The sequence below is a fragment of the Klebsiella sp. HC6 genome, assembly GCF_022605325.1.
Taxonomy (GTDB): domain Bacteria; phylum Pseudomonadota; class Gammaproteobacteria; order Enterobacterales; family Enterobacteriaceae; genus Klebsiella; species Klebsiella terrigena.
Window position 1 is genome coordinate 2,405,675 of the sequence record NZ_CP093276.1, and the last position, 25,956, is coordinate 2,431,630.

A 25,956-nucleotide genomic window follows, 5' to 3' on the forward strand; every position below is an offset into this window, starting at 1 on the left:
TTATGAATGATTTATTTTCAGAGGTGAGCTCCTATTGCGTGGGGCGCTATTTGATTGATGTCCCTGTTTCTTTTGCCAGATATAAATTATCAGAAAGGATGGAGGATAATCTGTGGGAGGCAAACATATCCAGGCCAGATGATTCGCACAAAACATATATTCTTACCAAGAAAATGTATCATCCAGCATTTTTGCAGTTTATTCAGCGACGTGAAAAAGAGCTCGGCGTAAAAAAAACCGTTAATATTGATGATATGCCATTTTTGAAGAAAACATGGCCTTTGAACAATGGCGGGGTAGGGGTTATTTTTGAAAGAAATGACGGCCCGAGCACCAGTGATTTTATTCGTGTTCTTGAAGGTTATTTGTATACTAATGGAGTTGCAATTAAGCTACAGAAACAAACCATAAACGATTCAGATCCACGTTATGAAAAACAACGAGATGGTGATCATATTCGAAATGATGTGGCTAAAGATGTTCAGCAAATGCAGACTTTAATGGTGAGAATAAGTGGCAGAGATGATAATGACATACCCACAGAGTCGGGTAGTTGTATGACTAATGCATTTATAGCTACCGACCCCTCAGGGACAGAGCAGGAGGATATTTCTGTTGGGGTGCGTAGTGATAAATTAAATAATATCAGATTAATATTAGAAACTGATAATTTTGTTAGTGAGGAAGATTCAGTATTAGACAGGATTGGCGAGATTGAACATAACCTAGCTCAGTCACGTGGATATATAGAAAGAAAAGGGGCTTTTTCTGCAAACGGACTTAAAATGGAAGAGTTCCTGGCTGCTGGTTTGCAGGCGGGGAAAGATGACCCTCGTTATAGATTTGAATTATATGTAAATGAAATGAACTCACATTACAAGACACCCAGTTTTACACTGAGTCTGGATAATGAAGGAATGGCTCCAACCGCTTACAGCAAAGAAGAGCTTATTACATTTTGGGATACCATTAGCCATACTATCCGTCTGAGACCCGGGGCATTCTGATAGACGGTAAGCTATTCCCGGTTCACGTCTATGGCTATAACTGGCTGCAGGATAATAAAACCTCGGCAGAAGGACTGGTAACCTTTATCGACAGGACTATCAGCCCCTACAAAAATCAGCGTGGCCACGGCATTCCCTTTCCCGCCGGGCAGGAAAAAGTCATTATCGTCACCCATTCCATGGGCGGGCTGGTGGCACGCTATGCGTCGCAGGTCTGCGGGGCAAAAGATAAGATTCTGGGGATAGTGCATGGGGTGATCCCTGACCTTGGCTCACCGGCGGCGTACCGCCGTATGAAGGTTGGTGCAAAACAGGAGGGCATGGCCGGGGCGGTGCTGGGTAATACCGCGAAAGAGCTGATGCCGGTCCTGGCCAGGGCTCCCGCGCCGCTTCAGCTTTTGCCCTCGGCGAAATACCTTTCTGGAGCTCCCTGGCTGACCGTGGAAGGTGCTGGCGAAGATGGAAGCGATGTCAAACTGCCGCAGACCCGGGATCCCTTCGGTGAAATTTACCTGAATAAGACCCTCTGGTATCGCCTGTATGAGTCCGACATTATCGATAAGGATGAAAATATCTACAGTCAAAATTGGAAGGATTATTTCGAATTGATGAAAGATAGCGTGCGTCCTTTTATTACTGAACTGGATGATAAATATCACTCTAATACATATGCCTTCTACGGCCATAACATCGCCTCCGACGGTACCCTGACGTGGCGAAAAACCTCCATTACCTATCCGAAAAATAGGCATGAAAGTGACAGGAAGCTGCCAAACAACTACCGGGAGATCCCCCTGCCCTTTAATCGGTCTCAGATGTATGTGGTCACCTCGTCAAAAACGCCGGGGGATGGCACGGTACCGGTGGAATCGCTGAGCGCCATATGCCGTAACAGCGAAATAAAAAGCGTTCTGGCAACTGGAGTTGACCATCAGGATGCCTACAAAGTCAGCAGCCTGAAGGATATACAGACCAGGCCAGCCCTGCGGTTTACCCTCAGGGCTATTGTGAAAATGGTTCAGGAGATCCCGCCCCCATGAATGTTATTCGGCAGCTTACAGCATTATCTCTTATAGCGGGCAGCATGTTTGTTATTGACCCGGCTACAGCATCCACGCCAGTGCAGAAGGACAGTACAGTGATAAAAACTTTGTTTGCGCAAACCAAACCGCAGTGCATCGGGCGCTATGTGATTGACGTTCCTGAGTCGTTCAACAATCAGCTTCACGATATGATTTTTATCGATGACTTTAAAATTGAAAGCAAACCTCTCTATCCACCCGCGTTTAAACAGCGGGTGCAGTTAAGGGAGCAGGTGCTTAATGATGTAATAAACAAGCCAGGGAATAAGCCAGAAAATGCACCCTTTATAAAGCAGATTATTCGACTACAGAACGATAAGGGTGTGATTTATGATCGAAATAACTCTGGTTCTGCGGACTCATTCCGGCATCTGGAAGCGCATGTTTATATAAATGGCATCGCTTTTATTATCACAACCAAGATTTTAGACTTATCTGCTGCTAAGTATGCGGATGAGAAAAAATTGTATATCAACGCTGGTTTTTCCGGGGTAGAGACTAACACCAAACCAGCCAAGTTGGCGGCCCTGCAGTCCCTGATATCACGGCTTAGTGGCAGAAAAGATGAGGATATTCCGTCGGCTAAAGGGGTGTGTATTCCGAATGGGTTTATCGTGGATGATGGTGGAAAGCATAAGGAAAGCCTCACATTCCGGTATGAAAATGATGATTTTGTTTTTGGTGTCGATATGGACAATACAATCAAGGGCTCAGACGACACGTTGTTTAACCGCAGCCCGAAAATTAATGAGGCACTTAAAACATCAAATCAGTACACCATTAAAAAAGTGGCACTTTCACCGCACGGCATTCAGGCAGAGTCATGGTTATTCGGCGGTACCCAAACCATCAGAAATTCTGCGACGGGAAAAGATGAAAAGAACACATTCTATAATTTTATGCTTTATGCTAATGAGCGAGATGCTACATCGGATAAGCCGAATCTTAATATTGGGTTCGGCAGTGAGTATAAAAAAACGCGCTACAGCGAAGCGCAGATGATTGAAATCTGGTACAGGCTGGTGAATTCCCTGCGATATAAATGAAGAAAAAAGATGGACGTATGGAATTGCTTTTCGTTTCTTCCGGAGAGCCAGCCAAACGTACTGAATAGGAGTTTTTACCATGTAATGTCTTCGTGAACTTTCTGCCGATGAAGTTCACGTTACGCTCGATTATAAAAATGGCCGGGGAGGTCACCTCATGCGGGTAAGGCATTTATGGGGGGATTGATTGTTGTCGTACTTATTCTCGGTACGATTTTTTGGCTGCTCACCCGCCCGTGGCCGGCAGCCCCTTTAACGGCTAAGGAAAAACAAATGACGGATAAACTTTTTGAGCAGACCAAACCCCAGTGTATTGGTCGATATCTTTTTGATGTGCCCGTTTCATTCAATAACGCTGCGGTGGGTCAGGTAAAGATTAATGAGATGAGAATTTCCAGCAAGCGGCTGTATCCACCGGCGTTTGCACAACGTATCCGTTTACGTGAACAGGAATTAAACAATAGTCTTGTAGTTGATCCCGAGGACCTTCCTTTTCTGAAACAGGTATACCGGATAAATGACAATACAGTCATTTTTGATCGCAATGTAAACGGAAGTGTTCCGGGTTTCGGGCGAATTCTTGAAGGTCATCTTTATAATAATGGAGTGGCATTTATTGTTACTACTGAGATCACTGATTTATCCGATCAAAAATATAAAAAGGACAGAGAGGATTATTTAAACAGCGGATCGAAGGAAAGTGATCTAAACGATAAACCACAGAAGCTGGAAAACATGCAAAGCCTGCTTTCCCGGTTAAAGGGAAGAAAGGATGATGGGGTGCCAGCACATTCCGGCATCTGTATTCCAGAGGGTTTTATTAATGATGCAGGTGCGATATCAAAGGATGATATTACTTTGATATATAAGCAGGGTGATTTTGAGATTATTGTTAACAGTAATAATGCCTTGGGTAAAGAAAATACATTGCTGGAGCGAGGGGGTGAAATAAATGCCACCATCATCAGGGTTGGTGCTCACACCCTGAAAAAAGGGGCTGTAAAACTGCCGGAGATAAATGCAGAGGAGTGGCTGATGAAAGGCAAACAGGACATCTATCATCCGGAAGAGAAAAGCGTATCCTACTACACGTTCCATTTTTACGGTAACGAAAAAATTGGCGATTTGAAGCATCCGGTATTTTCTCTTGAGTTGCATAACTCTGGTAAGGAAACGAAAACCTATACTGATTCACAGTTGGTTGATATCTGGGACAGAATCACCAGAACGTTCAGATATCGCCCCGGAGCGAAGTAGTCGCTAGTGAAATTAGTCGTGCTTTCCACATACTTCCATAATATTTTAAAATAAAGGATACATAATGAGCGTCAGCTATTTTTTAAGAGTTGGTGATAGTACCACCTGCGGTGGAAAGATCCTTACCGGCGATCCAACGTTTCAATGGTACGGCGTTTCTGCTGCCAGAGAAGGAGATATGGTTAACTGCGGTAAGCACCCGGGAACGTACAAAATCTTAGGCGGAGCCGCAGATACATTCGATGGAGGCCAGGTTCTGGCAGGGGGGCTTGATAGTTTTAGTTCGTGTCCATGCCATGCAAGGTTTATCCCTGGCATTCAGGATAGCTATTCTAAGATCTAAAGAAAATGAAGGGATATTTGAAAAATTCTTCTCCACTTAAAAAATTTAAATACTGTATTCCTCTGACGTAGAACATAAAAATAAATGATTGATGAAATATAAATCTCAATGCAGATTATTGCCTGCCGACCTGGCATCTCTTATTTTCATCACCGCTTACCAAACGAAGTCGGTCACTGTCGAACGCAATAAAAATATTCAAATAGTCAGCCCGTTCTCTTATTCAAGTCCTGATGGGTAATGCTATAAAATAACCGCTGAGAATAAAGATTATTACTGGCGCGTGGATAAAGATGGTCATCCATTGAAAATTCCTGAGATTAAAGATAAAGATATCGAGATTAGCTTGGGTTTATTAGACGATAGCGATTGTAAAGAAAAAGGGATTTAGTATTCACTTATGGCTCAAGGAATGAGCAGGGCAGCGTTCCGTTCTGAGCGGCAGACAGTCCGGAATAGAAAGTTGAGGAGTTCAAAATATGGAGGATAAACTAATCTATTTCGATTTATGCGGCGCACATATCAGATATGTTTGTCGATAACGAGGTCGATTTTAAATATATAGCCTCGATAGCTAAATGTTTTCCTGTCGATAAAGTTGAAGAAGTCTTGTTTGAATGGGGTACCCCTGTTTGTTACACTAATCTTCTTATACCTGCCCCTTCTATATGGAACGGGTTTGATAAAAAGGCGTTATGGATTGATATTTGTGAATATCAAAACAAAAAATGTTTTTTAACAAAATGCAAACATAGAGTTCTTGTATTCACTCTTAAAATAACCTACAGGGAAAAATGGTCGATTCTGAAACATGAAATGCTAAATCTACTATCCTAAAATTATTCATGGATTATTAAGTTATTCGACTCATTAACGGACATCGGTGGCGATTAAGTAACAAAGAACATTGCTAATGATTCTTACTTTTACTTCGCTTTTGGGGTCTTAAATAAAATACAGCAAGTATCGAGTTTTACTATGGCATGGCCTATACCTGATATCCCTGAGCAGAAATCATTTCCAGAACCAAAGTATTGGCTCTGGATGGTAGTATTAATATTGATGTTAATTACAGGTGCTATTTCCAGCGTATGGATCTGGAATATGGAAACTTACGCTAAAGTTTTCTTCTACGGTGCCCTGCCAGCATTGTTGGTTTGGCTATGTTTATTCGGGGTAATTTTAAACCGCTATGAGCAGTCTATTATAGCCAGCCGGGCATGGAGCCTCGAAACGGAACGAACCAAAGCTCACTGGCGCAGCTGGAGTCGAAGGCAGCTAGCCGTAGTTGGTAATGTTCTATTTTCCCCGGAAGAGAAGGGAATGGAGGCGCTATTGGGTGAGCTGGATAAGGTGCCTGCATATCCTAAAAAAGCTCGCCCGTTATTCAATTCGCCATATAGTTTTCCAGATTTAATGAAAAAAATAGACCGTGATTTGGAGATTCAGCACCCAGGTTATCGTTATTTTCTTCATTCTATTTATGTTTTTCAATCTCCAGGAAAATTTGATGAGCATTGTAAAGAGTCGATTTCTCAGCAATGGGATCTTATACCCACTTCAGGTTATTTCAGAGAAATGCTGGAGTCTCTCTTTAACGTAAAGAGTTCCGACGGTTTGATATTAATTCTTTGTCTGCAGGATTGGCCTGGCTCAGGCGTAGGGCAGTCAAGCGAGTTTATTTCTGCTCAGCTTATCGCTTCCCCCAGCTTTACTCACCAGCATTCACTACCTGTTATCGCCGGCATGAGTCGTATGATGCCGCTGGAGGAAGGGAAACTTATTAAAGAGTTAGATATGTTATTTGAATATGTCCAGCCTGATAAACAGAGTCTGGAATACGTTTGGCTGCAGGGAACGGTTGAAAAAACTGCCGCAGAAATAATGCAGTACGCGACCCGACACCGGTGGCCGCTGCCGGAAAAAAGACCGCTGCATTCGATCGATCTTTCTTTTGGGCCTCCAGGGGAGATGGCTTTACCACTTTCTTTAGTCATGTTGGCCGAAGCTGCCAGCAAAACAGGTAAAGATCAGCTGCTGGTTAATCAGACGACGCAGCAAACAGGAACACTTTGCTTGATTACCAGGGAGCTTTACCCATGATTGAACAAAAAATAATACCAAACGCACGTTATGGCTCATGGGGATTTTTCCTCCTGATTATTGGTCTGGCGGGAGTAAGTGCTTTTTTAATTTTTATCAACCTGGACAGTTTGAACAGCATTGGGATTTCAACTCAGAAAATCTGGACAATCTGGGGAGGCGTGTTTGCCGTCTTGCTCTTTGGTCTGATTGGTTCACCTGTCTGGTGGCGATGGAAACAGAGAAGAAATCAGGCCGTCTACGAGCCACGGGAGCCTGGCGAAAAGATGGAGTCTCTCTCCGTTGAGGATAGGGATACCGTTCCATTTTTGCCCAGCCTTAAAAAATATCTCCGAGTCCGATATAGGCTTTTATGGCGCCACAAAGTCCACTTGCTGCTGGTGACGGGCGACGAAGCCGCGATTGAAAAACTGATTCCTGGCCTGCAACAGCTCCAGTGGCTTGAAGGCAACCGTACCGTTCTGATTTACGGCGGCAGTCTGACTGCTGAGCCCGATAAGGGAAAATACACCGCTCTGCGTAAACTACGCCGTGGGCGCCCGCTGGACGGGATTGTCCGGGTCATGCCTCAGTCGCTTAACCTGACCCCGCAAATCAGTGACAGCGACCTTCGCGGGCTGGAAAAAATCAGTGAATTGCTGCATTACTCAGCACCTGTCTGGCTGTGGCGGCTGTGTGACAGCAAATGGGCGCAGACAACGCGCACTGAGCAGGCGGTCGGGGCAACGTTCCCGCCGCGTGCAAAAGCTGATGATATTGTCCGTCAGCTTAAGCTGATGCTGCCGTCCCTGCGAACGCAGGGAGTGGGCCAGATCGCGGAAAACAACAGTCACGACTTCCTGCTGCGCCTGGCCCAGGACCTTAAAGACGGTGGTATCGCTCGCTGGGCTCTGCAACTGGTGCCATGGCTGGCAGCCTCCCAGCAGCGCATTCCGCTGCGTGGCCTGGTGTTCAGTCTGCCAGGGTATAAACCTGTCGATACGTCAGAGGGAACAGCCGGTGCTGAGACATTTATCCCTGAGTCACAGCGCCATGCGCTGACCCTGCCGTTAACCTGGCAGGGCATTGTGGATGACAGTACCCGCGTGCGTGGCCGCCGTGTCGGTATGGCGTGGGAGCAAACGCTCGCCTGGACGCTGATGGCCATCATCGGTGTTTGGGGGGCGGGGACGCTGCTGTCGTTTACAGTCAACCGCCAGCAGATAGTCTCTGTTGCGCAGCAGACTCATGCTCTGGTGGAGCATCCCTCGGTATCGGATCACCAACTGACGGCTCTGCACATCCTGCGCAATGACGCCGGTCGCCTGCTGCATCATGTCCGGGAGGGTGCGCCCTGGTATCAGCGCTTTGGTCTGGACCATAACCAGCAGCTACTCAACGCGATGCTACCGTGGTATGGCGTGGTAAATAATCGCCTGATACGCGATCCGGCGAATGAGGCCCTGACGCAAAAGCTCACCGTGCTGGCTAACTCAGCGCCTAACAGCGACCGGCGTGCTCAGCTGGCGAAACCGGGCTATAACCAGCTTAAAGCCTGGCTGATGATGGCCCGCCCGGATAAAGCCGATGGCGCATTCTACGCGCAGACCATGAAAGCCGTGCAGCCGACGCGAACAGGCATCTCCACCGGCCTGTGGCAGAGCCTGTCCCCGGATCTGTGGGCATTCTACATAACTGAACTGCCACAGCAGCCACAGTGGAAAATCACGCCGGATGCGCAGCTGATCGGCCAGAGCCGTCAGGTGCTGCTGCAGCAGATTGGACGGCGCAACGCCGAAAGCACGCTGTATGAAAACATGCTCAAATCGGTGCGTCGTAATTTTGCCGATGTTTCTCTGGAAGAGATGACCAGCGGTACCGATGCTCGCCGCCTGTTTACCACTGATGAAGTGGTGCCGGGGATGTTCACCCGTCAGGCATGGGAAGGGGGCATTCAGCAGGCCATCGAGAAGGCGGCCAGCTCCCGTCGCGATGAAATCGACTGGGTGCTGAGCGATTCCCGCAAGGCAGTCTCGGCTGACCTGTCGCCGGAAGCGCTGAAAGCGCGTCTGACCCAGCGCTATTTCACCGACTTTGCCAGCAGCTGGCTGAACTTCTTCAACAGTCTCCACTGGAATCCTGCAAACAACATTGCCGACGTCACCGACCAGCTGACGCTGATGAGTGATGTGCGCCAGTCACCGCTGATTGCCTTAATGAACACAATCGCCTGGCAGGGGCAAACCGGAGCACGGAGCGAAGGCCTTTCGGACTCTATCATCAAATCCGCTAAAGACCTGATGAGCGGGAAAGACAAGCCCATAATTGACCAGTCTGCGTCAGACCCACAGGGGCCACTGGATGAAACCTTTGGCCCGCTGCTGACGCTGATGGGCAAAAGCAAAGGCGGCAATGTGATGTCGGCCGACAGCACCCTGAGCCTGCAAACTTATCTCACGCGAATTACCCGAGTGCGTTTACGCCTGCAACAGGTGGCGAGCGCTACCGATCCGCAGGAGATGATGCAGACCCTTGCTCAGACGGTTTTCCAGGGCAAAAGCGTGGACCTGACTGACACCCAGCAGTACGGCAGCCTGATTTCCGCAAGCCTCGGCGAGGAGTGGAGCGGATTTGGCAGCACGATGTTTGTACAACCGCTGACCCAGGCATGGGAAACGGTCCTGCAGCCCTCAGCCGCCAGCCTTAACGATCGCTGGAGCCGCTCAGTTGTGGCGAACTGGCATACGGCCTTTGATGGTCGCTTCCCGTTTGCGGTCAGCAAAAGCGATGCCTCGCTGCCGATGCTGGCTGAATTTATCCGCAAGGACAGCGGACGCATTGACCGGTTTCTGACCACCGAACTTAACGGCGTGCTGCACAAAGAGGGTAGCCAGTGGGTGCCGGATACGGCGCACAGCCAGGGGCTGACGTTCAATCCGGCGTTTCTGCGGGCGGTCAACCAGCTTAGCCAGCTGTCAGACATTCTGTTTACCGACGGTAGCCAGGGAATAAGTTTTGAACTGCAGGCACGACCCGTATCTCAGGTGGTGGAAACCCGGCTGACCATTGACGGGCAGAAATTGCACTACTTCAACCAGATGGCCGAGTGGCACTCTTTCCGCTGGCCCGGGGACACCTTCAAACCCGGAACCATGCTGACGTGGACTTCTACCAGCGCGGGGGCGCGTCTGTTCGGCGATTATAGCGGCAACTGGGGCTTTATTCGCTGGCTGGATCAGAGTAAACGTCAGCGGCTCGACCGCAGTCAGTGGATGATGAGTTTTACGGCTCCGGACGGCCGCACCCTGCAATGGGTACTGCGCTCCCAACTGGGTAATGGTCCGCTGGCGCTTCTGGCGTTACGCAACTTCAGCCTGCCGGAGCAGATATTCAGCGTGGATCCCTCTGCGACCTCTCAGGCTCTGGCAAGTTCGGAGAATTCAGCCATAGATGGAATGGAATAATGACGACATTACAAAGTGTACTTCAGGCCTGCTGCGCCGATGAAAAGACGCTCTTGAGCAGTGCTCGGTCGCGCAGCGCTGACTGGGAGCGCTGGCTGAAGCCGATTGGCGACAATGAGCCAACCGGAGTGGATCCCGGATACGACGATGATTTTCAGCGTATCCGTGAAGAGATCAACAAACTTTCCGATACTGATACCGGTCTGATTTGCCAACTGGCGGAAAGGCTGCTGACCGGCACCAGTAAGGATTTACGTGTCATCACTTTCTACGTTTGGGCTCGTCTGCATCAGGATGGCGAGCTTGGGTTTACGCAGGGACTTGAGCTGATGGCCTCGATGCTGGAGCGGTTTGGCAGCCGATTGCATCCTCTTCGCGATCGCAGCCGTAAGGCTGCCCTGGAATGGCTGGGCAGCAGCCGTGTGACAAACAGCCTGTGTCTGTACCCTGAGGTTGATATGTCTATCATGCAGCGCATTACCGCTGCGCTGTTGCTGGCTGAACGGACGTTTCAGACGTTTGATGAGAAAGCCCGGCCAGAATGGGCGAGCCTGTATCAGGCTCTGGATAACCGACTGGTACAAAGCGGCGGAGCGAACAGTCTGGTGCCACAAACTAGCCGGGAAGAGGGCACGATTGCCGCGTCAGCACCGGTGATGAACACCGTCACCTCGGGGCGAGATTTGCTCGATCAGGCCAAAGTTCTGGCGCAATATCTTCGCGATCGGCCAGGAGGCTGGCTGGCCGGGCACCATCTGCTGAAGTGCGTACGCTGGGACACGCTAATGGAACTTCCGCCGCTGGATGCGTCCGGGCGCACCCGCCTGGTGCCACCGAAGCCAGACAACAAAGCGCACCTCAAGCGCCTGTATCTGCAGAAAAGCTGGTCTGAGCTGCTGGAGCATACGGATACTTTACTGGCGCAGGGTGTCAACCACCTTTGGCTGGACGTGCAGTGGTATGCATGGCAGGCGCTGGCGAAACTGGATAACGACACTGTACGTGCAGACATCCTGTGCCGCGATCTTAAGGGCTTACTGGCCCGCCTCCCGGGGCTGGAAGTACTGGCTTTCAGCGACGGCACTCCTTTCGCCGATGAAGCAACGCTGAGCTGGATAAGAGAAAGCGTGCTCGACGATATGCCCGGATGGAAAGATGAGCCAGTATCAGCCGCGGTTGCTGGAGGCGATGATGTGCTGACGCTGGAGCCTGAAGTGTTGGCGAAAGCAGACGGTGAAGGTATTGAAGCCGCGCTCAACTGGCTGCAGGTTCAGCCGGGTTATACCTCCGCCCGGGACCAGTGGCTGATGCGCCTGTTGATGGCCCGGGTGAGTGAACAGTACGGTAAACACGAAATGGCACTGCATCTGTTGGGCGAACTCGACGGTAGCGCCAGGGGGCTCACGCTTGAGCAGTGGACGCCAGAGCTAATGTTCGAAGTAAAAGCCCGCAGGTTAAAGCTGTTGCGGGGTAGAGCCGGGCGCAGTGAAGCAGATAAAACGCGCCTGCAGTCTGAAATGGACGCTCTACTATCCGGGCTTATCTCACTGGATCCTGCACGAGCAGCTGTACTCTGCAATGGATGATATTACGCGCATAAAATAATATTTGAACTGCTCCATAAATATGGGGGATATGCAGATATTATGATATTAAAATAATATACTTGATACTTTGGATAATACACTTGGACAATTATTTCCTCCTCAAGATAAAAACATAGGCATTGGAATTTAGAACATACTAAAAAGACTGGCGGGTGATTTTTGAAATGCTCCCGGAGGGTGGTGTTTAAAAAAGATAAAATTGTTTCGGTATCAATATTAGTTTGTATCAACGTCGTGCTGGCAAAGATTTCGATAAATCAGTAAATACGAAGCTATTAGGTTTCAGGTGTCTTCTTAGAACTTATTGTTTCGCTATCCGGTAAACAAACATTAATTAAGACAAATCTATGGACGACTTAACCCTGCGTTATTATGACGCTGAAATGCGCTACCTGCTGGAAGCCGGGGAAGAATTTGCCCGTGCTCATCCTGAGCAGGCAGCAATGCTCAATTTGGATAAAGCGGGTGCGCGCGACCCGTTCGTGGAGCGCCTGTTTGAAGGCTTTGCCTTCCTGATGGGCCGATTGCGCGAGAAGCTCGATGACGACCTGCCAGAATTGACCGAAGGGCTGGTCAGCCTGCTGTGGCCGCATTACCTGCGTACCATACCGTCGATGTCGGTGGTGGAGTTCACCCCCGACTGGGGCGAAATGAAGGAGCAGATGCGCATCGACAAAGGCTTTGAGGTACATTCCCGGCCGATCGGTGAGAAGGGGACGCGCTGTCGTTATTCCACTACGAAAGCGATAGACCTTCAGCCCCTCTCGCTGGAGCGCGTCAGCCTGGCGACCGATTCTGATGGCCGCTCGGTTGTCACACTGCGCTTTAGCTGCAGCAAGCTGGCGGACTGGAGCCGTATCGATCTCAGCCATGTCCCGCTTTACTTCAATGCCGACGCGCCTCTGGCCTGCGCCATGCACGAAGCCTTCACCATGAATGTGGCCAGGCTGTGGCTGCGGATGCCCGGTGATGTGGAAAGAAAACCGCTGGACGGGTATTTCACCGCGCTCGGGTTCGGTGATGATGATACCCTCTGGCCGAAGGGCAGCAGTAGTTTCAGCGGCTACCAGCTGCTGCTGGAGTACTTTACCTTTCGCGAGAAATTTATGTTCACCGGTCTGCGTGGGCTGGAGACCGTCGCGTTCCCGGCTGAGCTCCCCTGGTTTGAAATCGACGTGGTGCTGGCTGAGCGCTGGGAGCATGACTTCAGCTTTACCGGGAAGCATCTGCGGCTGAACTGCGTACCGGTAATTAACCTGTTTCCACTGGAATCCGATCCGCTGACGCTCAACTCGTTGCAGACGGAATACATGCTGCGCCCGATGCGGGTACAGGATGGTCATACCGAGATTTACGCCGTGGATTCGGTGATGTCATCAAGTCAGCATACCTACGTCCCGTTCTCGAGCTTTCGCCACAAGGGCGGGATGATGCGGCATGAAGCGCCGGAATACTACTATCACACCCGCCTACGCCGCGGACCGTCCGGTCTGCATAACACCTGGCTAATTCTTGGTGGCGAAGCGTTTGATACTCACACCGTGCCGATAGATGAAAGCCTGTCCCTGACGCTCACCGGCACCAACGGTCAGCTGCCTCGTCGGGCCCTGCAAAGCACCGTGCTCGATACGGTGGTGAAAACTACCTCAGTCAGCATCGCTGTTCGCAACCTGTGTGCGCCGACGCTGCCTTGCTATCCACCGGATAGGGATCGCTTTCACTGGTGTGTGCTAAGCCATCTTGGCAGCGGTTTTCTCTCGATGATGGATAACGCAGAGGTGCTCCGCGGCACCCTGGCGCTGTATGAGTGGACAGACAGCGAGATGAACCGGCGCCGTCTGGAGGCCATTATCGATGTGAAGCACAGCGAAACCGAGCGTTTTGAGCAGGGCTACCTGGTACGCGGCGTGCAGATTGACGTCATGCTCGATAGCCACGGCTTTGCCGGAAGAGGGGATATCTGCCTTTTTGGCGAGATGCTGAGCCGCTTCTTCGCGCTTTATACCGATATCTATCTGTTTAATCGCCTGATTATCATCCTGCAACCGACCGGAGAACGCCTGGAATGGGAAGAGAAGCACAATCGCCGCATTCCCGGCTGACCCTTCAGCTGGAGGCAGATCTTCAGCGTATTAACTTTTACCGTTTCTGCCAGCTGCTGGAAAAGCGCCATCCGGGTAAACCGCTGATGGGCTCAACCAGCCATCCAGCCGATGACCCGGTACGCTTTGCCCCTCATCCGGGAATGGGATTTCCGGTCAGCGAACTGAAAGCCGTCGAATACGACGAAGACGATGACGGCAAACCAGCGGTCATTCGTACCACCTTTATGGGGATGTACGGCGTCGATTCACCGCTGCCGACCGCTTATCTCGATGATATCGCCCAGCTCCGGGAGGGACATGAGGCACTCCAGAGCTTTTTGGATATCTTCAGCCACCGCATCCTGACCCAGTTTTATCGCATCTGGCGGAAGTACTCCTGGCCTGCCACGTTCGAGCCCGGAGGAGGCGACAATATTTCGCAGTCGCTGTTGGGACTGGTGGGGCTGGGGATCCCCGGAACCGCAGAGCATATCGCCACCCCGGTGTCGCGCTTTCTGGCCCTGCTCGGCGTGTTACGCCAGCCCGGAAAAACTCAGGAGGGGATGCAGGCGCTGGTGAGCTTGCTGGCACCTGAGACAACGGTGCGGGTGAGCCCGTATTGTCTGCGGCCGGTGGAAATCAGCCAGCCCATGGGGTTTTGCGGCGAGCAGGATTTTCTCCTGGACGGCAATACACCGCTTGGCGACGAGGCGATGGATGCCAGTAGCCAGCTGCTGATTGCGCTTTCAACGGATAACCGGCAGGAAGCGCAGGGCTGGAAGCCGGATGGTCTGCTGTATTCGGATTTTCTGGTGATGCTAAGGGTCTATCTGGGCTGGCGCTTTAAGGCAAAAATCACCCTAACCACGTCGACTCGCTTGTTGGCCGCCCCTCCGCTCGGCGAAGGTCATTTCTGGCTTGGTATGAATGGCGTGCTGGGAGCCGAAGATCGCGTGTTCCTGGACGATATCCCGCAGACCTTTACGACGGAACTGGGCTACTACAGCGGCATGAACCCCGCCATACCACAACAAGGAAACCGATGTGTTACGTACAAGTTCGACTAAAATCGCCTGCTGGCTGCTGCCGCTGGTGGCGTTCAGCCTGACGGGCTGTGGGGTGACGCAGAGCGTCACTGAGGGGACTAAATCGGCCTTTAGCGCCATTTTTTACAAGAAAATTAAAGTCCTGCATCTCGATTTTATAGCGCGCGAGGCGCTGAATATCGATGCACGTGAGAGCAATTCGCTGTCTGAGCCGCTGGTGGTGCGGGTGTATCAGCTTAAGGAACGCAATACCTTCGACAAAACGGTATATCAGCAGCTGCTGAAAGAGGGCGATACCCAGCTGAGCGCTGATTTGCTGGCCACGCGTGATGTGGTCGTGAAGCCGGGTGGTGATGCGAATCTCGATATGCCAATGGAAGCCGATGCGCAGTTTGTGGCCGTTGTCGGGCTGTTCCGTCATCCGGATATGGTGAATAACACCTGGAAGCTGGTCATCGAACGTGAAGACCTCGATCCCGATAAACCGCGTATCCTGGAAGCCGGAAACAACCATCTGAGGCTACAGCCCGTTAAGGATGATTAATGTCACAGGGACACAATACCCCCTCATTATATGAAATTCTCTACGGCAACTTCACCGGCGGCCTCGACCTCAACCACGTCAACGAGCAGGACCAGGCGATCCTGTCCGTGCTGGACAACATGCAGCGCATTCTCAACTGCCGCGCCGGCACGCTGGCGCATCTGCCGGACTACGGCCTGCCGGACATGACCAAAATCCTGCAGGGTATGCCGGGCACCGCCCATGAGCTTATGGGGACGCTGTCGGCCGTTTTGCTCAAATATGAACCGCGGCTGAAAAGCATTAGCGTTATTCTCCTTGAGCAGGCGATCCCCGGCGAGCTGTGCTATGCGATCGATGCGGAGCTGAAAGGGGTGGGGCTGGTGCGCTATGGTACCGAGTTTATGCCCGAGGGGCGGATATTCATTCGCCACCTAAAGCAACAGCATTATTTCGACAGAAATCCCCGCATGTAGGGATGCCGGGCAGGCCGGCACGATATCTTCCTCGGGACGAGTGACCGCCAGCTCCCGGAGTGAATCGCCAATCTCTGCCTGCCCATCCACGGATGAATTCATTATGAAAAGCACAGAACCCCGAGATATTCGCACGGGCGGCGATCCGCGCCCGTTTCCTGACTTCATCGCCCTTCGCGATGAAATGAGCAAGCAGACGCATCCCGCCAGGCCTGATATTCACTGGGAGCGGGTGGAGAAATTGTCGCTGGCGCTGTTTGATAAAAATGGGATTGAGCTGCAGACAGGGGCCTGGTACACCCTGGCGCGCAGCCATCTGGCGCGCGTGGAAGGCATGAACGAAGGTCTGAAGATCGTTGCCACGATGCTCAGCCGCCAGTGGGCGCAATACTGGCCACGGGCCAGCCACCCGCGGGCAGAAATTCTCTCCGGGCTGTTTCAGCGGCTGCAGAAAGTGTTCCGCACCTTTACCCTGAGCCATGAGGATTATCATCAGCTCCTGCAGCTGGAGTCGACGCTTGATTTCCTGAGCAGCATCCTTGCCCGCCAGGAACTGCTGCAGATAAGCCAGATAGAGCCGCTGCTGCAGCAGGTGTGCAGCGCGCTGACGCGCGTGGAAAATGCGCCAGAGCCGCAACTATCCGCTACAGCCATTACTCTTCCTGCCGCGCAGGTTCCGCCGATCGGATTGAACGAATCACAACCAGATCCCCGGCGGCCGAATGCAATCCCGCCAGCTTCCGCCGCCGCCGTTAACAGGATCCACAAAACGGCGCCTGCGCCAAAGCGGGTCGGCCTATTCGCCTGCGGGATGCTGACGGCCTTTGCGTTGAGTGCCGCAGTCTTTATCGGCGGGCACTCCCTGGCCCGCTCGGATCAAGCGGGTCAACAGCCCGACAGCCGCCAGCAGCCGCTACCCTGGCTGCCCGGCGCGGCGGCAGGCGAGACGTTCAGATCTTCTGGCTCAGCCGCCGGCTGGTTGAAGGATGCCTCGCTGAGGTTAGAGGCGCTTTCTGCCCTCCCGCCTGACTGGCATCTCCGCTATGGTCAGGATCTAATAAACCAGGCTTATGCACTGTGGCCGGAGCTTCCCGGAACTGAAGAGTTGGGTACTCAGTGGCGGCAAAAGCTTGCCCTGAACGGGACGCCTGATGATTCGCTGGCGGGCTGGCATCAGGGCATGCGCAGGCTCCAGAGCCTGAGCGAGCAGCTTAACGCGCTGGATGGACAAAAGGGGAGATACCTGACGGTCAGCGAGCTGAAATCGCAGGTGTTTGCAGCCATTCAGGCTTTTAATCAGTCGGTGCCGGCGGAGGAGCAGCTCCGGCAGATAGCTGCACGACAGGAGCCGGGGATGATCCCGCAGGCTCAGAAACTTGAGGTGGAGCAGCACCTGCAGCAGCTCATCATTCGATACTCGGCGCTAACCACCACGGAATAGCGTTGCTCTCCGGGGAGCTTGTTCGCCACGCAACCGGGTATTGTTCCGCAGTCAGCCCAGCGCTGAATAGCCATATGGAAATGCGCCCGGGGCATTTTTACGAACTGCGCAGAGCGGCCTGCAGTATCGCCCGCGTCAAAAACAAAAAACCACGCCATGGCGTGGTTTTTTTATGCTGCTTTGCTGCTGCTATGAGATTTTGTGAAACCTCATGACACAGCAGAAGTGATTTAGACGTTGAACAGGAAGTTCATGACGTCGCCATCTTTAACGATGTAGTCTTTGCCTTCGGCGCGCATCTTGCCGGCTTCTTTCGCACCCTGCTCGCCTTTGTAAGTGATAAAGTCTTCATAGGCGATAGTCTGAGCGCGGATAAAGCCTTTTTCGAAGTCAGTGTGGATTTTACCCGCCGCCTGCGGTGCGGTCGCGCCGACAGGGATGGTCCACGCGCGGACTTCTTTAACCCCGGCGGTGAAGTAGGTCTGCAGGTTCAGCAGCTCGTAGCCGGCGCGGATAACGCGGTTCAGGCCCGGCTCTTCGATGCCCAGTTCGGCCATGAACTCATCGCGGTCAGCGTCGTCAAGTTCCGCAATATCGGATTCAACGGCGGCGCACACGGCAACCACTACTGAGCCTTCGGCGGCAGCGATTTCGCGGACTTTATCGAGGTACGGGTTGTTCTCGAAGCCGTCTTCGTTGACGTTGGCGATGTACATGGTTGGCTTCAGGGTCAGGAAGCTCAGGTATTTGATGGCGGCTTTATCTTCGTCCGTCAGCGCCAGCGCGCGCAGCATGCCGGCGTTTTCGAGCTGCGGCAGGCATTTTTCCAGTGCGACCAGTTCAGCTTTCGCGTCTTTATCGCCGCCTTTTGCCCTTTTCTGTACGCGGTGAATGGCTCGTTCGCAGGTGTCAAGATCGGACAGCGCCAGCTCGGTATTGATAACGTCGATATCGTCAGCCGGGTCCACTTTGTTGTTAACGTGGATGATGTTGTCGTTTTCAAAGCAGCGAACAACGTGGCCGATAGCTTCGGTTTCACGAATGTTGGTCAGGAACTGGTTGCCCAGGCCTTCGCCTTTGGATGCGCCTTTTACCAGGCCCGCGATGTCGACGAATTCCATGGTAGTCGGCAGGATGCGCTGCGGTTTAACGATTTCGGCCAGCTTATCCAGACGCGGATCGGGCATCGGTACGACACCGGTGTTCGGCTCAATAGTACAGAAGGGGAAGTTGGCCGCTTCAATACCCGCTTTGGTGAGCGCATTGAACAGGGTGGACTTGCCGACGTTGGGCAAACCGACGATACCGCATTTGAATCCCATGATTTAAATCACCTTAATCTTTGGATAATCAACCTGTTACATTGAACAGATTGTAGAAAAGTAAATAGCTTCGCCTATTATACACGGTGTGCGGCAAAAATTCCGCACGTCGGCCGGTTATTGCGCTTTAAATGCGTGTAAACGGTTGGTGGCTTTGGTCAGTCCCTCTTTCAGCCAGACTTCCGTGCAGCGCGCGGCTTCATCAACGGCTTCGTCTATCAGTTTCTGCTCGCTAAGCGGCGGTTTACCTAACACAAAACCGACAACTTTGTTTTTATCGCCCGGATGGCCGATCCCGACGCGTAAGCGGTGAAAGTTCGGGTTATTGCCCAGTTTGCTGATGATATCTTTCAGGCCGTTATGCCCGCCGTGGCCGCCGCCGAGCTTAAACTTCGCCACGCCGGGCGGTAAATCCAGCTCATCGTGCGCGACCAGAATCTCGTCGGGATTAATCCGGTAAAAGGTGGCCATCGCCGCCACGGCTTTACCGCTGAGGTTCATAAAGGTGGTCGGCACCAGCAGGCGCACATCCTCGCCGGCAAAGTTAATCCGTGAGGTGTAGCCGTAGAATTTGCTCTCTTCGCGCAGCGGGGCGCGGTGGCGGTCGGCCAGGAGGTCTACATACCAGGCGCCCGCGTTATGGCGTGTCGCCGCGTATTCCGCACCGGGGTTAGCCAGGCCGACAATCAGTTTTATCGTCACTTTTATATCCTGCATGGGTCGTTCTCTGGCGCGTAGTGTACTGTCTGCGAGCGCGCTTGACAAAATTCTGCCAGCGCAGCGCTATCGACACGATAATTTCGCCGGTGAACCATTAGAATTTGATGTTGTTCAGTGGGTTATTTGTAAACTTTTGTTGGTTTGATGTTCGCTATTGTGATCGCCAACGCAATCAATCTTCTGCCCGTTGTCTATACTACACCTATAAGTTCTGAGGATATTCTCAGGCAACCCAAGGTTCCGGAGGTGACATATGAAACGCAGAAACGCTTCGTTACTCGGTAATGTACTGATGGGTTTAGGGTTGGTCGTCATGGTTGTTGGCGTCGGCTACTCCATTTTAAACCAGCTCCCGCAGCTTGATCTGCCGCAGTTTTTCGCGCACGGCGCGATTCTCAGCATCTTCGTCGGCGCCGTTCTCTGGCTTGCCGGCGCGCGTATTGGCGGCCATGAGCAGGTCGGCGACAGATACTGGTGGGTGCGCCACTACGACAAACGCTGCCGTCGCGACCAGCATCGCCACAGCTAGGTCAGTGCGTTATCTGCACCTGTCGCCAGGCGGGTGCAATTTTGTCAACGTATCCGCTCTACAGCCAGCCTTCGTCCTGACGGCTGGCTGACTATATTACTCCCGCTTATTTTACTCCCGCAACGCCCGTCCCGCTGATATTGTTGCCTCAGTTGATAAATATGCGCTTGACCCTGACGTAACGTCAGGCTGCAGAGTAGCGCCACTGGCAGGCAAAAGGAGCAGTCATGTTAATTCAGGTGGGGGAACTGGCGAAACGCGCCGGAATGACCGTCCGTACGCTACATCACTATGAACAAACCGGGCTGCTGACGCCTTCGGCCAGAAGCGCGGCGGGTTATCGGCTATACGATCTGGCGGCCGTTCAGCGGCTGCATATGATTAAGGCGCTGGCACAGGCCGGGCTGGAACTCGCGGCTATTAAGGAGCATCTCGATCGCGGTTCGCTTTCGTTATCCGATCTGCTGGTGCAGCAAATTACCACCCTCGATACGCAGCTGCGCACTATCTCAACGCTGCGCGAAAGGCTGGTGCTGCTCCGCGACGAACTGGGTAGCGGCCGTGAACCCGATCTGGAGTCCTGGCTACAGACCCTGGAGCTTATGAAAATGTACGATCGTTGGTTTAGTCCGCAGGAGTTACAAACGCTGCCGTTCGCCGAGCAGGATGAACAGCGCAATCAAATCTGGCAGGCGCTGGTTATTGACGCGCAGCGGCTGATGCAGGAGAGCTGCCCGCCTGACTCGCCGTCGGCGATGGCGCTGGCCACCCGCTGGATGGAGCGCCTGGAGCTTGATACCGCCGGGCGGCCGGAATTTCTCACCCGGCTCAATGAGATGCACGCTATGGAACCGCAAATGCGCGCGCAAACCGGCATTACGCCCGAGATTGTGGACTACATTACCCACGCCTTTGCGCAAAGCAAGCTCGCGATCTGGGCGCGCTATCTCAACGCCGAGGAGCTGGCGTTTACCCGTGAACACTATTTCGATCGGCTGATGGAGTGGCCGGGGCTGGTATCGGCGCTGCATCAGGCCTGCGCTGAGCAGACCGATCCGGCATCAGAAGCCGGGAAAAAGCTGGCGCGGCAGTGGCTGGAGCTGTTCCAGTCGTATGCCGGCACCAGCCCGCAGACTCAGCAAAAGTTTCGCCACGCGATGGAGTGCGAACCGTATCTGATGAAGGGGACGTGGATGACGCCGCCGGTGCTCGGCTGGCTCCAGCAGGCGATAGGGGTGATGATGCAGGCGCGAACGCCCGCATCCCGCTAGTTAAATATCCGCCAGCGCGGCGTTGCGATCGGGGTAGAAGCTCAGGCGTCCGGCAATGGGCTGGACGCCGGCGCGTGCCAGGGTACGCAGCGGCTGAAACTCAAGATTAGACACCCGCAGCTCGCAGCCTTCCGGCAGCTTTTTCACGAAGCGCTGGAAGGCATCCAGGCCACCGGCATCCAGCACCGGCACCGCATCCCATTTCAGCACCACGATCCGCTTACCCTCAATACGCGTTTCCAGATCGTTAAATAGCCCCTCGGCGGCGGCGAAGAACAGCGGGCCGATAACCCGCAGCACCAGCACGTCGTCGGGCACGTCGACGTTGACCGGGGCCAGGCGCGTCATGCGGGCGATACGGCGCATAAACAGCAGCGAAGCCAGCACGATACCGACGCTGATCGCGATGACCATATCAAACAGCACCGTCAGCGACATGCACATCAGCATGACCACGATGTCGTCCTTCGGCGCATAGCGCAGCAAATTCACCACCTTGTGCGCTTCGCTCATATTCCACGCCACCATCAGCAGCAGCGCCGCCATCGCCGAAAGCGGCAGCCAGGAGAGCAGCGGGGCGAGGATCAGCAGCGCCATAATCACCAGCAGCGCATGGATCACCGCGGAGATCGGCGAGGTCGCACCGGCGCGCACGTTGGCCGCCGAGCGGGCAATCGCCGCGGTCGCGGTAATGCCGCCGAAGAAAGGCGCGACGATATTGCCCAGACCCTGACCGATCAGCTCGCTGTTCGCCTTATGCTTGGTGCCGGTCATACCATCCAGCACCACCGCGCACAGCAGCGACTCAATGGCGCCGAGCATGGCCATGGAGAACGCCGCCGGCAGCAGCGCCTGCAGAGAGGCCCAGCTGAGGGTGAAATCAGAGCCCGGCATATCCCAGGGCAGCACCAGCTGCGGCAGCAGCTGCGGAATGCCGCTTCCCTGGCTGCCGTCGGCGAGCGTGTAGTGGAACTGGGAGCCGATGGTAGCGACGTGGCCGCCCAGCAGGGTGACAACCGCCATCACCGCACAGCCCGCCAGCAGCGCGGGAAGATGGCCCGGCAGGCGGATCCCAAGGCGAGGCCAGATGATGAGGATTGCAAGCGTCACGATGCCAATCGCGGCGTCGCCAACGTTGACCGTCGGCAGTGCCATAATCAGCGCGGAGACTTTCTGCAAATAGTGCTCCGGCACGTGCGTCATCTGCAGGCCAAGGAAGTCCTTAATCTGCATGGTACCGATAGTAATCCCGATACCTGAGGTGAACCCGAGGGTCACCGAGAGCGGGATATATTCAATCAGCCGGCCGAAGCGGGCGAGGCCGAAGAGAATTAAAAAAATGCCGGACATCAGCGTCGCGACCAGCAGCCCGGCGAGGCCAAACTGCTGCGATACCGGGTAGAGGATCACCACAAAGGCGGCGGTCGGCCCGGAAACGCTAAAGCGCGAGCCGCCGGTCAGAGCGATGATGATCCCGGCTACGGCGGAGGTATAGAGTCCATACTGCGGCGCTACGCCGCTGCCAATTGCCAGCGCCATTGCCAGCGGGATCGCAATAATCCCCACCGTTATCCCGGCAATCAGGTCGCGGGTGAAGCGCGAAACGGTATATTTTTCTTTCCAGCAGGCGTCGATGAGGGCGCGGAAAGGCATCACGTGTGAGGAAAATAATCTATTCACGATAATGTTTCATCCATGGGCGCATCATCTGTCAACTAATATGGCAGGTGAAGGAGGCAATGGTCATACAAATTGGGTTAAGAGACAAAAAAACCCGCCTCAGCGGGTTTCCTTGGCCGGGCTCGATTAATGCTCGAACATAGCAGAGATAGATTCTTCGTTGCTGATACGACGAATCGCTTCTGCCAGCATACCGGACAGCGTCAGGGTACGAACTTTTTCCAGGGCTTTGATTTCTGGCGCCAGCGGGATGGTATCGCAGACGACGAATTCATCAATCACAGAGTTTTTAATGTTCTGGATAGCGTTGCCGGAGAAAATCGGGTGAGTGGCGTAAGCAAAGACGCGTTTAGCACCACGTTCTTTCAGCGCTTCTGCTGCTTTGCACAGCGTGCCGCCGGTATCGATCATGTCGTCAACCATGACGCAGTCGCGGCCTGCCACGTCGCCGATGATATGCATCACCTGGGAGACGTTAGCGCGCGGACGACGTTTGTCGATAATGGCCATATCGGTATCGTTCAGCAGTTTGGCGATAGCGCGGGCGCGCACGACGCCGCCGATGTCCGGAGAAACCACGATCGGGTTATCCAGATTCAGCTGCAGCATATCTTCCAGCAGGATTGGGCTGCCGAATACGTTATCAACCGGAACGTCGAAGAAGCCTTGGATCTGTTCAGCGTGCAGGTCAACGGTCAGCACGCGGTCAACGCCAACGCTGGACAGGAAGTCCGCAACCACTTTAGCAGTGATTGGCACACGGGCGGAACGAACGCGGCGGTCCTGACGAGCATAGCCGAAGTAAGGAATAACAGCAGTGATACGACCCGCCGAAGCGCGACGCAGGGCATCAACCATAACAACCAGTTCCATCAGGTTGTCGTTGGTGGGAGCACAAGTGGACTGGATGATGAAAATATCACCACCGCGTACGTTTTCATTGATTTGTACGCTGACTTCGCCGTCGCTAAAACGACCTACAGCGGCGTCGCCAAGAGAAGTGTACAGGCGGTTGGCAATACGTTGTGCTAGTTCCGGGGTGGCGTTACCAGCAAAAAGCTTCATATCAGGCACGAGAAGAACCTCAGGCATGCGTCCAGTGGTGGATGAAAAGGGCCAAAAACTGTGCGGCGGCGTCGTTTCATCCAGGCGGTGTATTTAAAGAGAGCGATGCAACGTCTGGAACAGGGTGACGTTGTCACCGTAACTCAATTTGCCCGGCGTACTTATCGTTACTCACGCTTAACGCGGAGCAACTTAGGGTAGGGCTAGCCTGAGCGGCGAGATGTTAACTCCTCGCGCAACAAAGCCTTGTAGCCATTCCGGGGCTTTCTCCAGCACCTGACGAGCGGCAGATTCGGTGTCAAATTCAGCAAAGACACACGCTCCTGTGCCAGTCAGGCGCGACGGCGCATATTCTAACAGCCAGGAAAGCGCCGCATCAACCTCGCGAAAACGTTTTCTTGCGATAACCTCGCAATCATTGCGAAATTCACATTTTAGCAACGTATTTATTGGCCTGATCGGGGTGTCTCGTGGTAGCTCGGGGTCGCGAAAGATGACCGGAGTCGGAATACTGACCCCGGGGTGAGCGACGAGGTACCACTTTTCCGGCGGTTCGACCGGGGTCAGAATTTCGCCAATGCCTTCGGCAAAGGCCGCATGACCGCGGACGAAAACCGGTACATCGGCGCCGAGCTGCAGCCCAAGCGTCGCCAGCTGGTCTTCCGATAGCCCGCAGCCCCAAAGCTGATTCAGCGCCACCAGCACCGTGGCGGCGTTGGACGAACCGCCGCCCAGCCCGCCGCCCATCGGCAGGCGCTTCTCAATGCTGATATCGGCACCGCTGCCGGATGGCAGCCGCCCGCGTTCTGCCGCCGCCTGCATCAGCAGCCTGGCGGCGCGAATAATTAAATTCTCTTCATTCGGCACGCCGTCCACCGGCGTCAGCAGACGCAGCTCGCCGTCATCGCGCGCCTCAATGGTTAACGTATCGCCATAGTCGAGAAACTGGAACAGCGTCTGCAGCTGGTGATAACCGTCGGTGCGCTGCCCGGTTATATACAAAAACAGGTTCAGCTTCGCGGGAGAGGGCCAGCGGGTCATCATTTCACAATCCAGTTATCCATTTTCAGCTTGATGCGCTGACTGCCGTTGTTGAGCTCCATATTGGCCGGCAGCGATGGCGTGGTATCGCTGGTATATCCGCCGTAGGTGACGCGCCAGGTTTTGCCGTTTTGCGTATAGTTAAGGGTGCTCAGACGATACTGCTGATCGAGGGTATAATCGGTGGCATCGCCCGGCAGGCCGACGATCCACTGGCGCAGGCTGTTCAGCGGGATGGGCATCCCGGTCAGGCGGCCAATCATCTCTTCCGCGTCGGTTGCGGTATAGGTCTGACCCTTGTTATCGATCAGCGTCACGCTGCCCGGCTGCGCGGTCAGCGACAGCTCGGTACTGCCCAGCGGGTTGGTCAGCAGCAGGCGATAGCGATCCTGACCGGTCTGCTGCCAGAAGAAACGGGCGTAAACCTTTTGCTCGTCTGAAAGATAAGCAAAGGCGCCGCGGGTCTGGAACTGGCTAAGATTGCGGACATCCTGCTGGTGCTGACGCCACTGCGGTGAGTCCGGGCTTTTACCGGGGCCTTTCGGGGCGTTGAGGGTACAGGCGGTCAGGACCAGGCTTGCCAGGGGCAACAGGCGGAGCAGTCGATTCATAATGATGACAAATCCTTGATGTCTACAGTGAAATCCGGCGAAGGGTGAATACGCACACGATTTGTGTAGCGGGTTACAATTATAACTCTTAATGCTAGCGCCGCCCGGCGGTAGCGTCTACGTTCAAATTGTCTGAAATCAAAAAATTACCGTTAGTGGCTGTTACGCATTGGCTATTACTCCAAAAGGGGAGCGTCTCTTTTATTGATTCCGCGCATCCTGTATGATGCGCTCAGACTAACCTTAGCAACGCTGGTAC

Annotated in this window: 22 protein-coding genes; 16 read left to right on the plus strand and 6 right to left on the minus strand. The window is 53.4% G+C overall.

What is annotated here, in order from left to right; translation table 11 throughout:
* Positions 1 to 2 precede the first annotated feature (2 nt).
* From MMW58_RS11705 to MMW58_RS11765, 14 genes are all read left to right on the plus strand, one after another.
* Complete coding sequence (locus MMW58_RS11705) at positions 3 to 1,007, plus strand: T6SS immunity protein Tli4 family protein (RefSeq protein ID WP_241723431.1); 1,005 nt, start codon at positions 3 to 5, stop codon at positions 1,005 to 1,007.
* Positions 1,008 to 1,198: 191 nt separating this feature from the next.
* Positions 1,199 to 2,047, plus strand: a complete 849-nt coding sequence (locus MMW58_RS11710; RefSeq protein WP_241723432.1) for an acetyltransferase — start codon at positions 1,199 to 1,201, stop codon at positions 2,045 to 2,047.
* Positions 2,044 to 3,135, plus strand: coding sequence for a T6SS immunity protein Tli4 family protein (locus MMW58_RS11715; RefSeq protein ID WP_241723433.1), 1,092 nt, complete (start codon positions 2,044 to 2,046; stop codon positions 3,133 to 3,135). The genes MMW58_RS11710 and MMW58_RS11715 overlap by 4 nt, the downstream gene beginning before the upstream one ends.
* A gap of 174 nt (positions 3,136 to 3,309) precedes the next feature.
* On the plus strand, positions 3,310 to 4,392 hold the full coding sequence (locus MMW58_RS11720) for a T6SS immunity protein Tli4 family protein (protein WP_241723434.1): 1,083 nt from the start codon (positions 3,310 to 3,312) through the stop codon (positions 4,390 to 4,392).
* 64 nt (positions 4,393 to 4,456) lie between these two features.
* A complete protein-coding gene (locus MMW58_RS11725; protein ID WP_241723435.1) occupies positions 4,457 to 4,735 on the plus strand; it encodes a PAAR domain-containing protein in 279 nt (92 codons plus the stop codon).
* A gap of 528 nt (positions 4,736 to 5,263) precedes the next feature.
* Positions 5,264 to 5,572 carry a DUF7079 family protein gene (locus MMW58_RS30425; protein WP_463351431.1) on the plus strand — a complete coding sequence of 103 codons (309 nt, stop codon included), beginning with the start codon at positions 5,264 to 5,266 and terminating at the stop codon, positions 5,570 to 5,572.
* A gap of 141 nt (positions 5,573 to 5,713) precedes the next feature.
* Positions 5,714 to 6,838 (plus strand): hypothetical protein, encoded by a 1,125-nt coding sequence (locus MMW58_RS11730; RefSeq protein ID WP_241723436.1) that lies wholly within the window; start codon positions 5,714 to 5,716, stop codon positions 6,836 to 6,838.
* Positions 6,835 to 10,281 (plus strand): ImcF-related family protein, encoded by a 3,447-nt coding sequence (locus MMW58_RS11735; RefSeq protein ID WP_371822998.1) that lies wholly within the window; start codon positions 6,835 to 6,837, stop codon positions 10,279 to 10,281. Before MMW58_RS11730 ends, MMW58_RS11735 begins: the two co-directional genes overlap by 4 nt.
* Complete coding sequence (gene tssA, locus MMW58_RS11740) at positions 10,281 to 11,867, plus strand: type VI secretion system protein TssA (RefSeq protein WP_241723438.1); 1,587 nt, start codon at positions 10,281 to 10,283, stop codon at positions 11,865 to 11,867. The genes MMW58_RS11735 and tssA overlap by 1 nt, the downstream gene beginning before the upstream one ends.
* 368 nt (positions 11,868 to 12,235) lie before the next feature.
* Positions 12,236 to 13,990, plus strand: coding sequence for a type VI secretion system baseplate subunit TssF (gene tssF / locus MMW58_RS11745; protein WP_241723439.1), 1,755 nt, complete (start codon positions 12,236 to 12,238; stop codon positions 13,988 to 13,990).
* Positions 13,954 to 15,039 carry a type VI secretion system baseplate subunit TssG gene (tssG, locus tag MMW58_RS11750; RefSeq protein WP_241723440.1) on the plus strand — a complete coding sequence of 362 codons (1,086 nt, stop codon included), beginning with the start codon at positions 13,954 to 13,956 and terminating at the stop codon, positions 15,037 to 15,039. The genes tssF and tssG overlap by 37 nt, the downstream gene beginning before the upstream one ends.
* Positions 15,017 to 15,562: a type VI secretion system lipoprotein TssJ gene (tssJ, locus tag MMW58_RS11755; protein WP_241723441.1), complete on the plus strand. Its 546-nt coding sequence runs from the start codon at positions 15,017 to 15,019 to the stop codon at positions 15,560 to 15,562. The genes tssG and tssJ overlap by 23 nt, the downstream gene beginning before the upstream one ends.
* Positions 15,562 to 16,017, plus strand: a complete 456-nt coding sequence (gene tssE / locus MMW58_RS11760) for a type VI secretion system baseplate subunit TssE (RefSeq protein ID WP_241723442.1) — start codon at positions 15,562 to 15,564, stop codon at positions 16,015 to 16,017. Before tssJ ends, tssE begins: the two co-directional genes overlap by 1 nt.
* A 103-nt stretch (positions 16,018 to 16,120) precedes the next feature.
* The gene (locus MMW58_RS11765; RefSeq protein ID WP_241723443.1) at positions 16,121 to 17,458 is read left to right on the plus strand and encodes a VasL domain-containing protein; all 1,338 of its coding nucleotides are present in this window, start codon (positions 16,121 to 16,123) and stop codon (positions 17,456 to 17,458) included.
* A gap of 230 nt (positions 17,459 to 17,688) precedes the next feature.
* Here MMW58_RS11765 and ychF read toward each other — a convergent pair whose 3' ends face one another.
* Positions 17,689 to 18,780, minus strand: coding sequence for a redox-regulated ATPase YchF (ychF, locus tag MMW58_RS11770; RefSeq protein WP_041146109.1), 1,092 nt, complete (start codon positions 18,778 to 18,780; stop codon positions 17,689 to 17,691).
* 117 nt (positions 18,781 to 18,897) lie between these two features.
* Entirely contained in the window at positions 18,898 to 19,482 is a 585-nt protein-coding gene (gene pth / locus MMW58_RS11775) for an aminoacyl-tRNA hydrolase (protein ID WP_041147674.1), read from the minus strand.
* Positions 19,483 to 19,753: 271 nt separating this feature from the next.
* On the opposite strand from pth, the gene ychH reads away from it, so the two are divergent.
* Positions 19,754 to 20,029, plus strand: coding sequence for a stress-induced protein YchH (gene ychH, locus MMW58_RS11780; RefSeq protein WP_045858992.1), 276 nt, complete (start codon positions 19,754 to 19,756; stop codon positions 20,027 to 20,029).
* Positions 20,030 to 20,256: 227 nt separating this feature from the next.
* Positions 20,257 to 21,300 (plus strand): MerR family transcriptional regulator, encoded by a 1,044-nt coding sequence (locus MMW58_RS11785; protein ID WP_241723444.1) that lies wholly within the window; start codon positions 20,257 to 20,259, stop codon positions 21,298 to 21,300.
* On the opposite strand, the gene dauA is transcribed toward MMW58_RS11785, so the two are convergent.
* The 4 genes from dauA to lolB all read right to left on the minus strand — a co-directional run bounded on the left by dauA (position 21,301) and on the right by lolB (position 25,697).
* Positions 21,301 to 22,980: a C4-dicarboxylic acid transporter DauA gene (gene dauA, locus MMW58_RS11790; protein WP_241723445.1), complete on the minus strand. Its 1,680-nt coding sequence runs from the start codon at positions 22,978 to 22,980 to the stop codon at positions 21,301 to 21,303.
* A 126-nt stretch (positions 22,981 to 23,106) separates the two neighbouring features.
* Entirely contained in the window at positions 23,107 to 24,054 is a 948-nt protein-coding gene (prs, locus tag MMW58_RS11795) for a ribose-phosphate diphosphokinase (RefSeq protein WP_004863536.1), read from the minus strand.
* Between the two features lie 183 nt (positions 24,055 to 24,237).
* Entirely contained in the window at positions 24,238 to 25,086 is an 849-nt protein-coding gene (gene ispE / locus MMW58_RS11800; protein ID WP_166646161.1) for a 4-(cytidine 5'-diphospho)-2-C-methyl-D-erythritol kinase, read from the minus strand.
* Complete coding sequence (gene lolB / locus MMW58_RS11805; RefSeq protein ID WP_095101965.1) at positions 25,086 to 25,697, minus strand: lipoprotein insertase outer membrane protein LolB; 612 nt, start codon at positions 25,695 to 25,697, stop codon at positions 25,086 to 25,088. Before lolB ends, ispE begins: the two co-directional genes overlap by 1 nt.
* Between the last annotated feature and the right edge of the window lie 259 nt (positions 25,698 to 25,956).

What these genes read in the sequence shown, in the direction of transcription:
- MMW58_RS11735 (WP_371822998.1), top strand. Translation starts at nt 6,835, where the DNA reads ATGATTGAACAAAAAATAATACCAAACGCACGTTATGGCTCATGGGGA.
- tssG (WP_241723440.1), top strand. Translation starts at nt 13,954, where the DNA reads ATGGGAAGAGAAGCACAATCGCCGCATTCCCGGCTGACCCTTCAGCTG.
- tssA (WP_241723438.1), top strand. Translation starts at nt 10,281, where the DNA reads ATGACGACATTACAAAGTGTACTTCAGGCCTGCTGCGCCGATGAAAAG.
- MMW58_RS11720 (WP_241723434.1), top strand. Translation starts at nt 3,310, where the DNA reads ATGGGGGGATTGATTGTTGTCGTACTTATTCTCGGTACGATTTTTTGG.
- ychF (WP_041146109.1), bottom strand. Translation starts at nt 18,780, where the DNA reads ATGGGATTCAAATGCGGTATCGTCGGTTTGCCCAACGTCGGCAAGTCC.
- MMW58_RS11730 (WP_241723436.1), top strand. Translation starts at nt 5,714, where the DNA reads ATGGCATGGCCTATACCTGATATCCCTGAGCAGAAATCATTTCCAGAA.
- MMW58_RS30425 (WP_463351431.1), top strand. Translation starts at nt 5,264, where the DNA reads ATGTTTGTCGATAACGAGGTCGATTTTAAATATATAGCCTCGATAGCT.
- MMW58_RS11785 (WP_241723444.1), top strand. Translation starts at nt 20,257, where the DNA reads ATGTTAATTCAGGTGGGGGAACTGGCGAAACGCGCCGGAATGACCGTC.
- MMW58_RS11725 (WP_241723435.1), top strand. Translation starts at nt 4,457, where the DNA reads ATGAGCGTCAGCTATTTTTTAAGAGTTGGTGATAGTACCACCTGCGGT.
- tssF (WP_241723439.1), top strand. Translation starts at nt 12,236, where the DNA reads ATGGACGACTTAACCCTGCGTTATTATGACGCTGAAATGCGCTACCTG.
- tssE (WP_241723442.1), top strand. Translation starts at nt 15,562, where the DNA reads ATGTCACAGGGACACAATACCCCCTCATTATATGAAATTCTCTACGGC.
- ychH (WP_045858992.1), top strand. Translation starts at nt 19,754, where the DNA reads ATGAAACGCAGAAACGCTTCGTTACTCGGTAATGTACTGATGGGTTTA.
- MMW58_RS11705 (WP_241723431.1), top strand. Translation starts at nt 3, where the DNA reads ATGAATGATTTATTTTCAGAGGTGAGCTCCTATTGCGTGGGGCGCTAT.
- MMW58_RS11715 (WP_241723433.1), top strand. Translation starts at nt 2,044, where the DNA reads ATGAATGTTATTCGGCAGCTTACAGCATTATCTCTTATAGCGGGCAGC.
- MMW58_RS11765 (WP_241723443.1), top strand. Translation starts at nt 16,121, where the DNA reads ATGAAAAGCACAGAACCCCGAGATATTCGCACGGGCGGCGATCCGCGC.
- ispE (WP_166646161.1), bottom strand. Translation starts at nt 25,086, where the DNA reads ATGACCCGCTGGCCCTCTCCCGCGAAGCTGAACCTGTTTTTGTATATA.
- lolB (WP_095101965.1), bottom strand. Translation starts at nt 25,697, where the DNA reads ATGAATCGACTGCTCCGCCTGTTGCCCCTGGCAAGCCTGGTCCTGACC.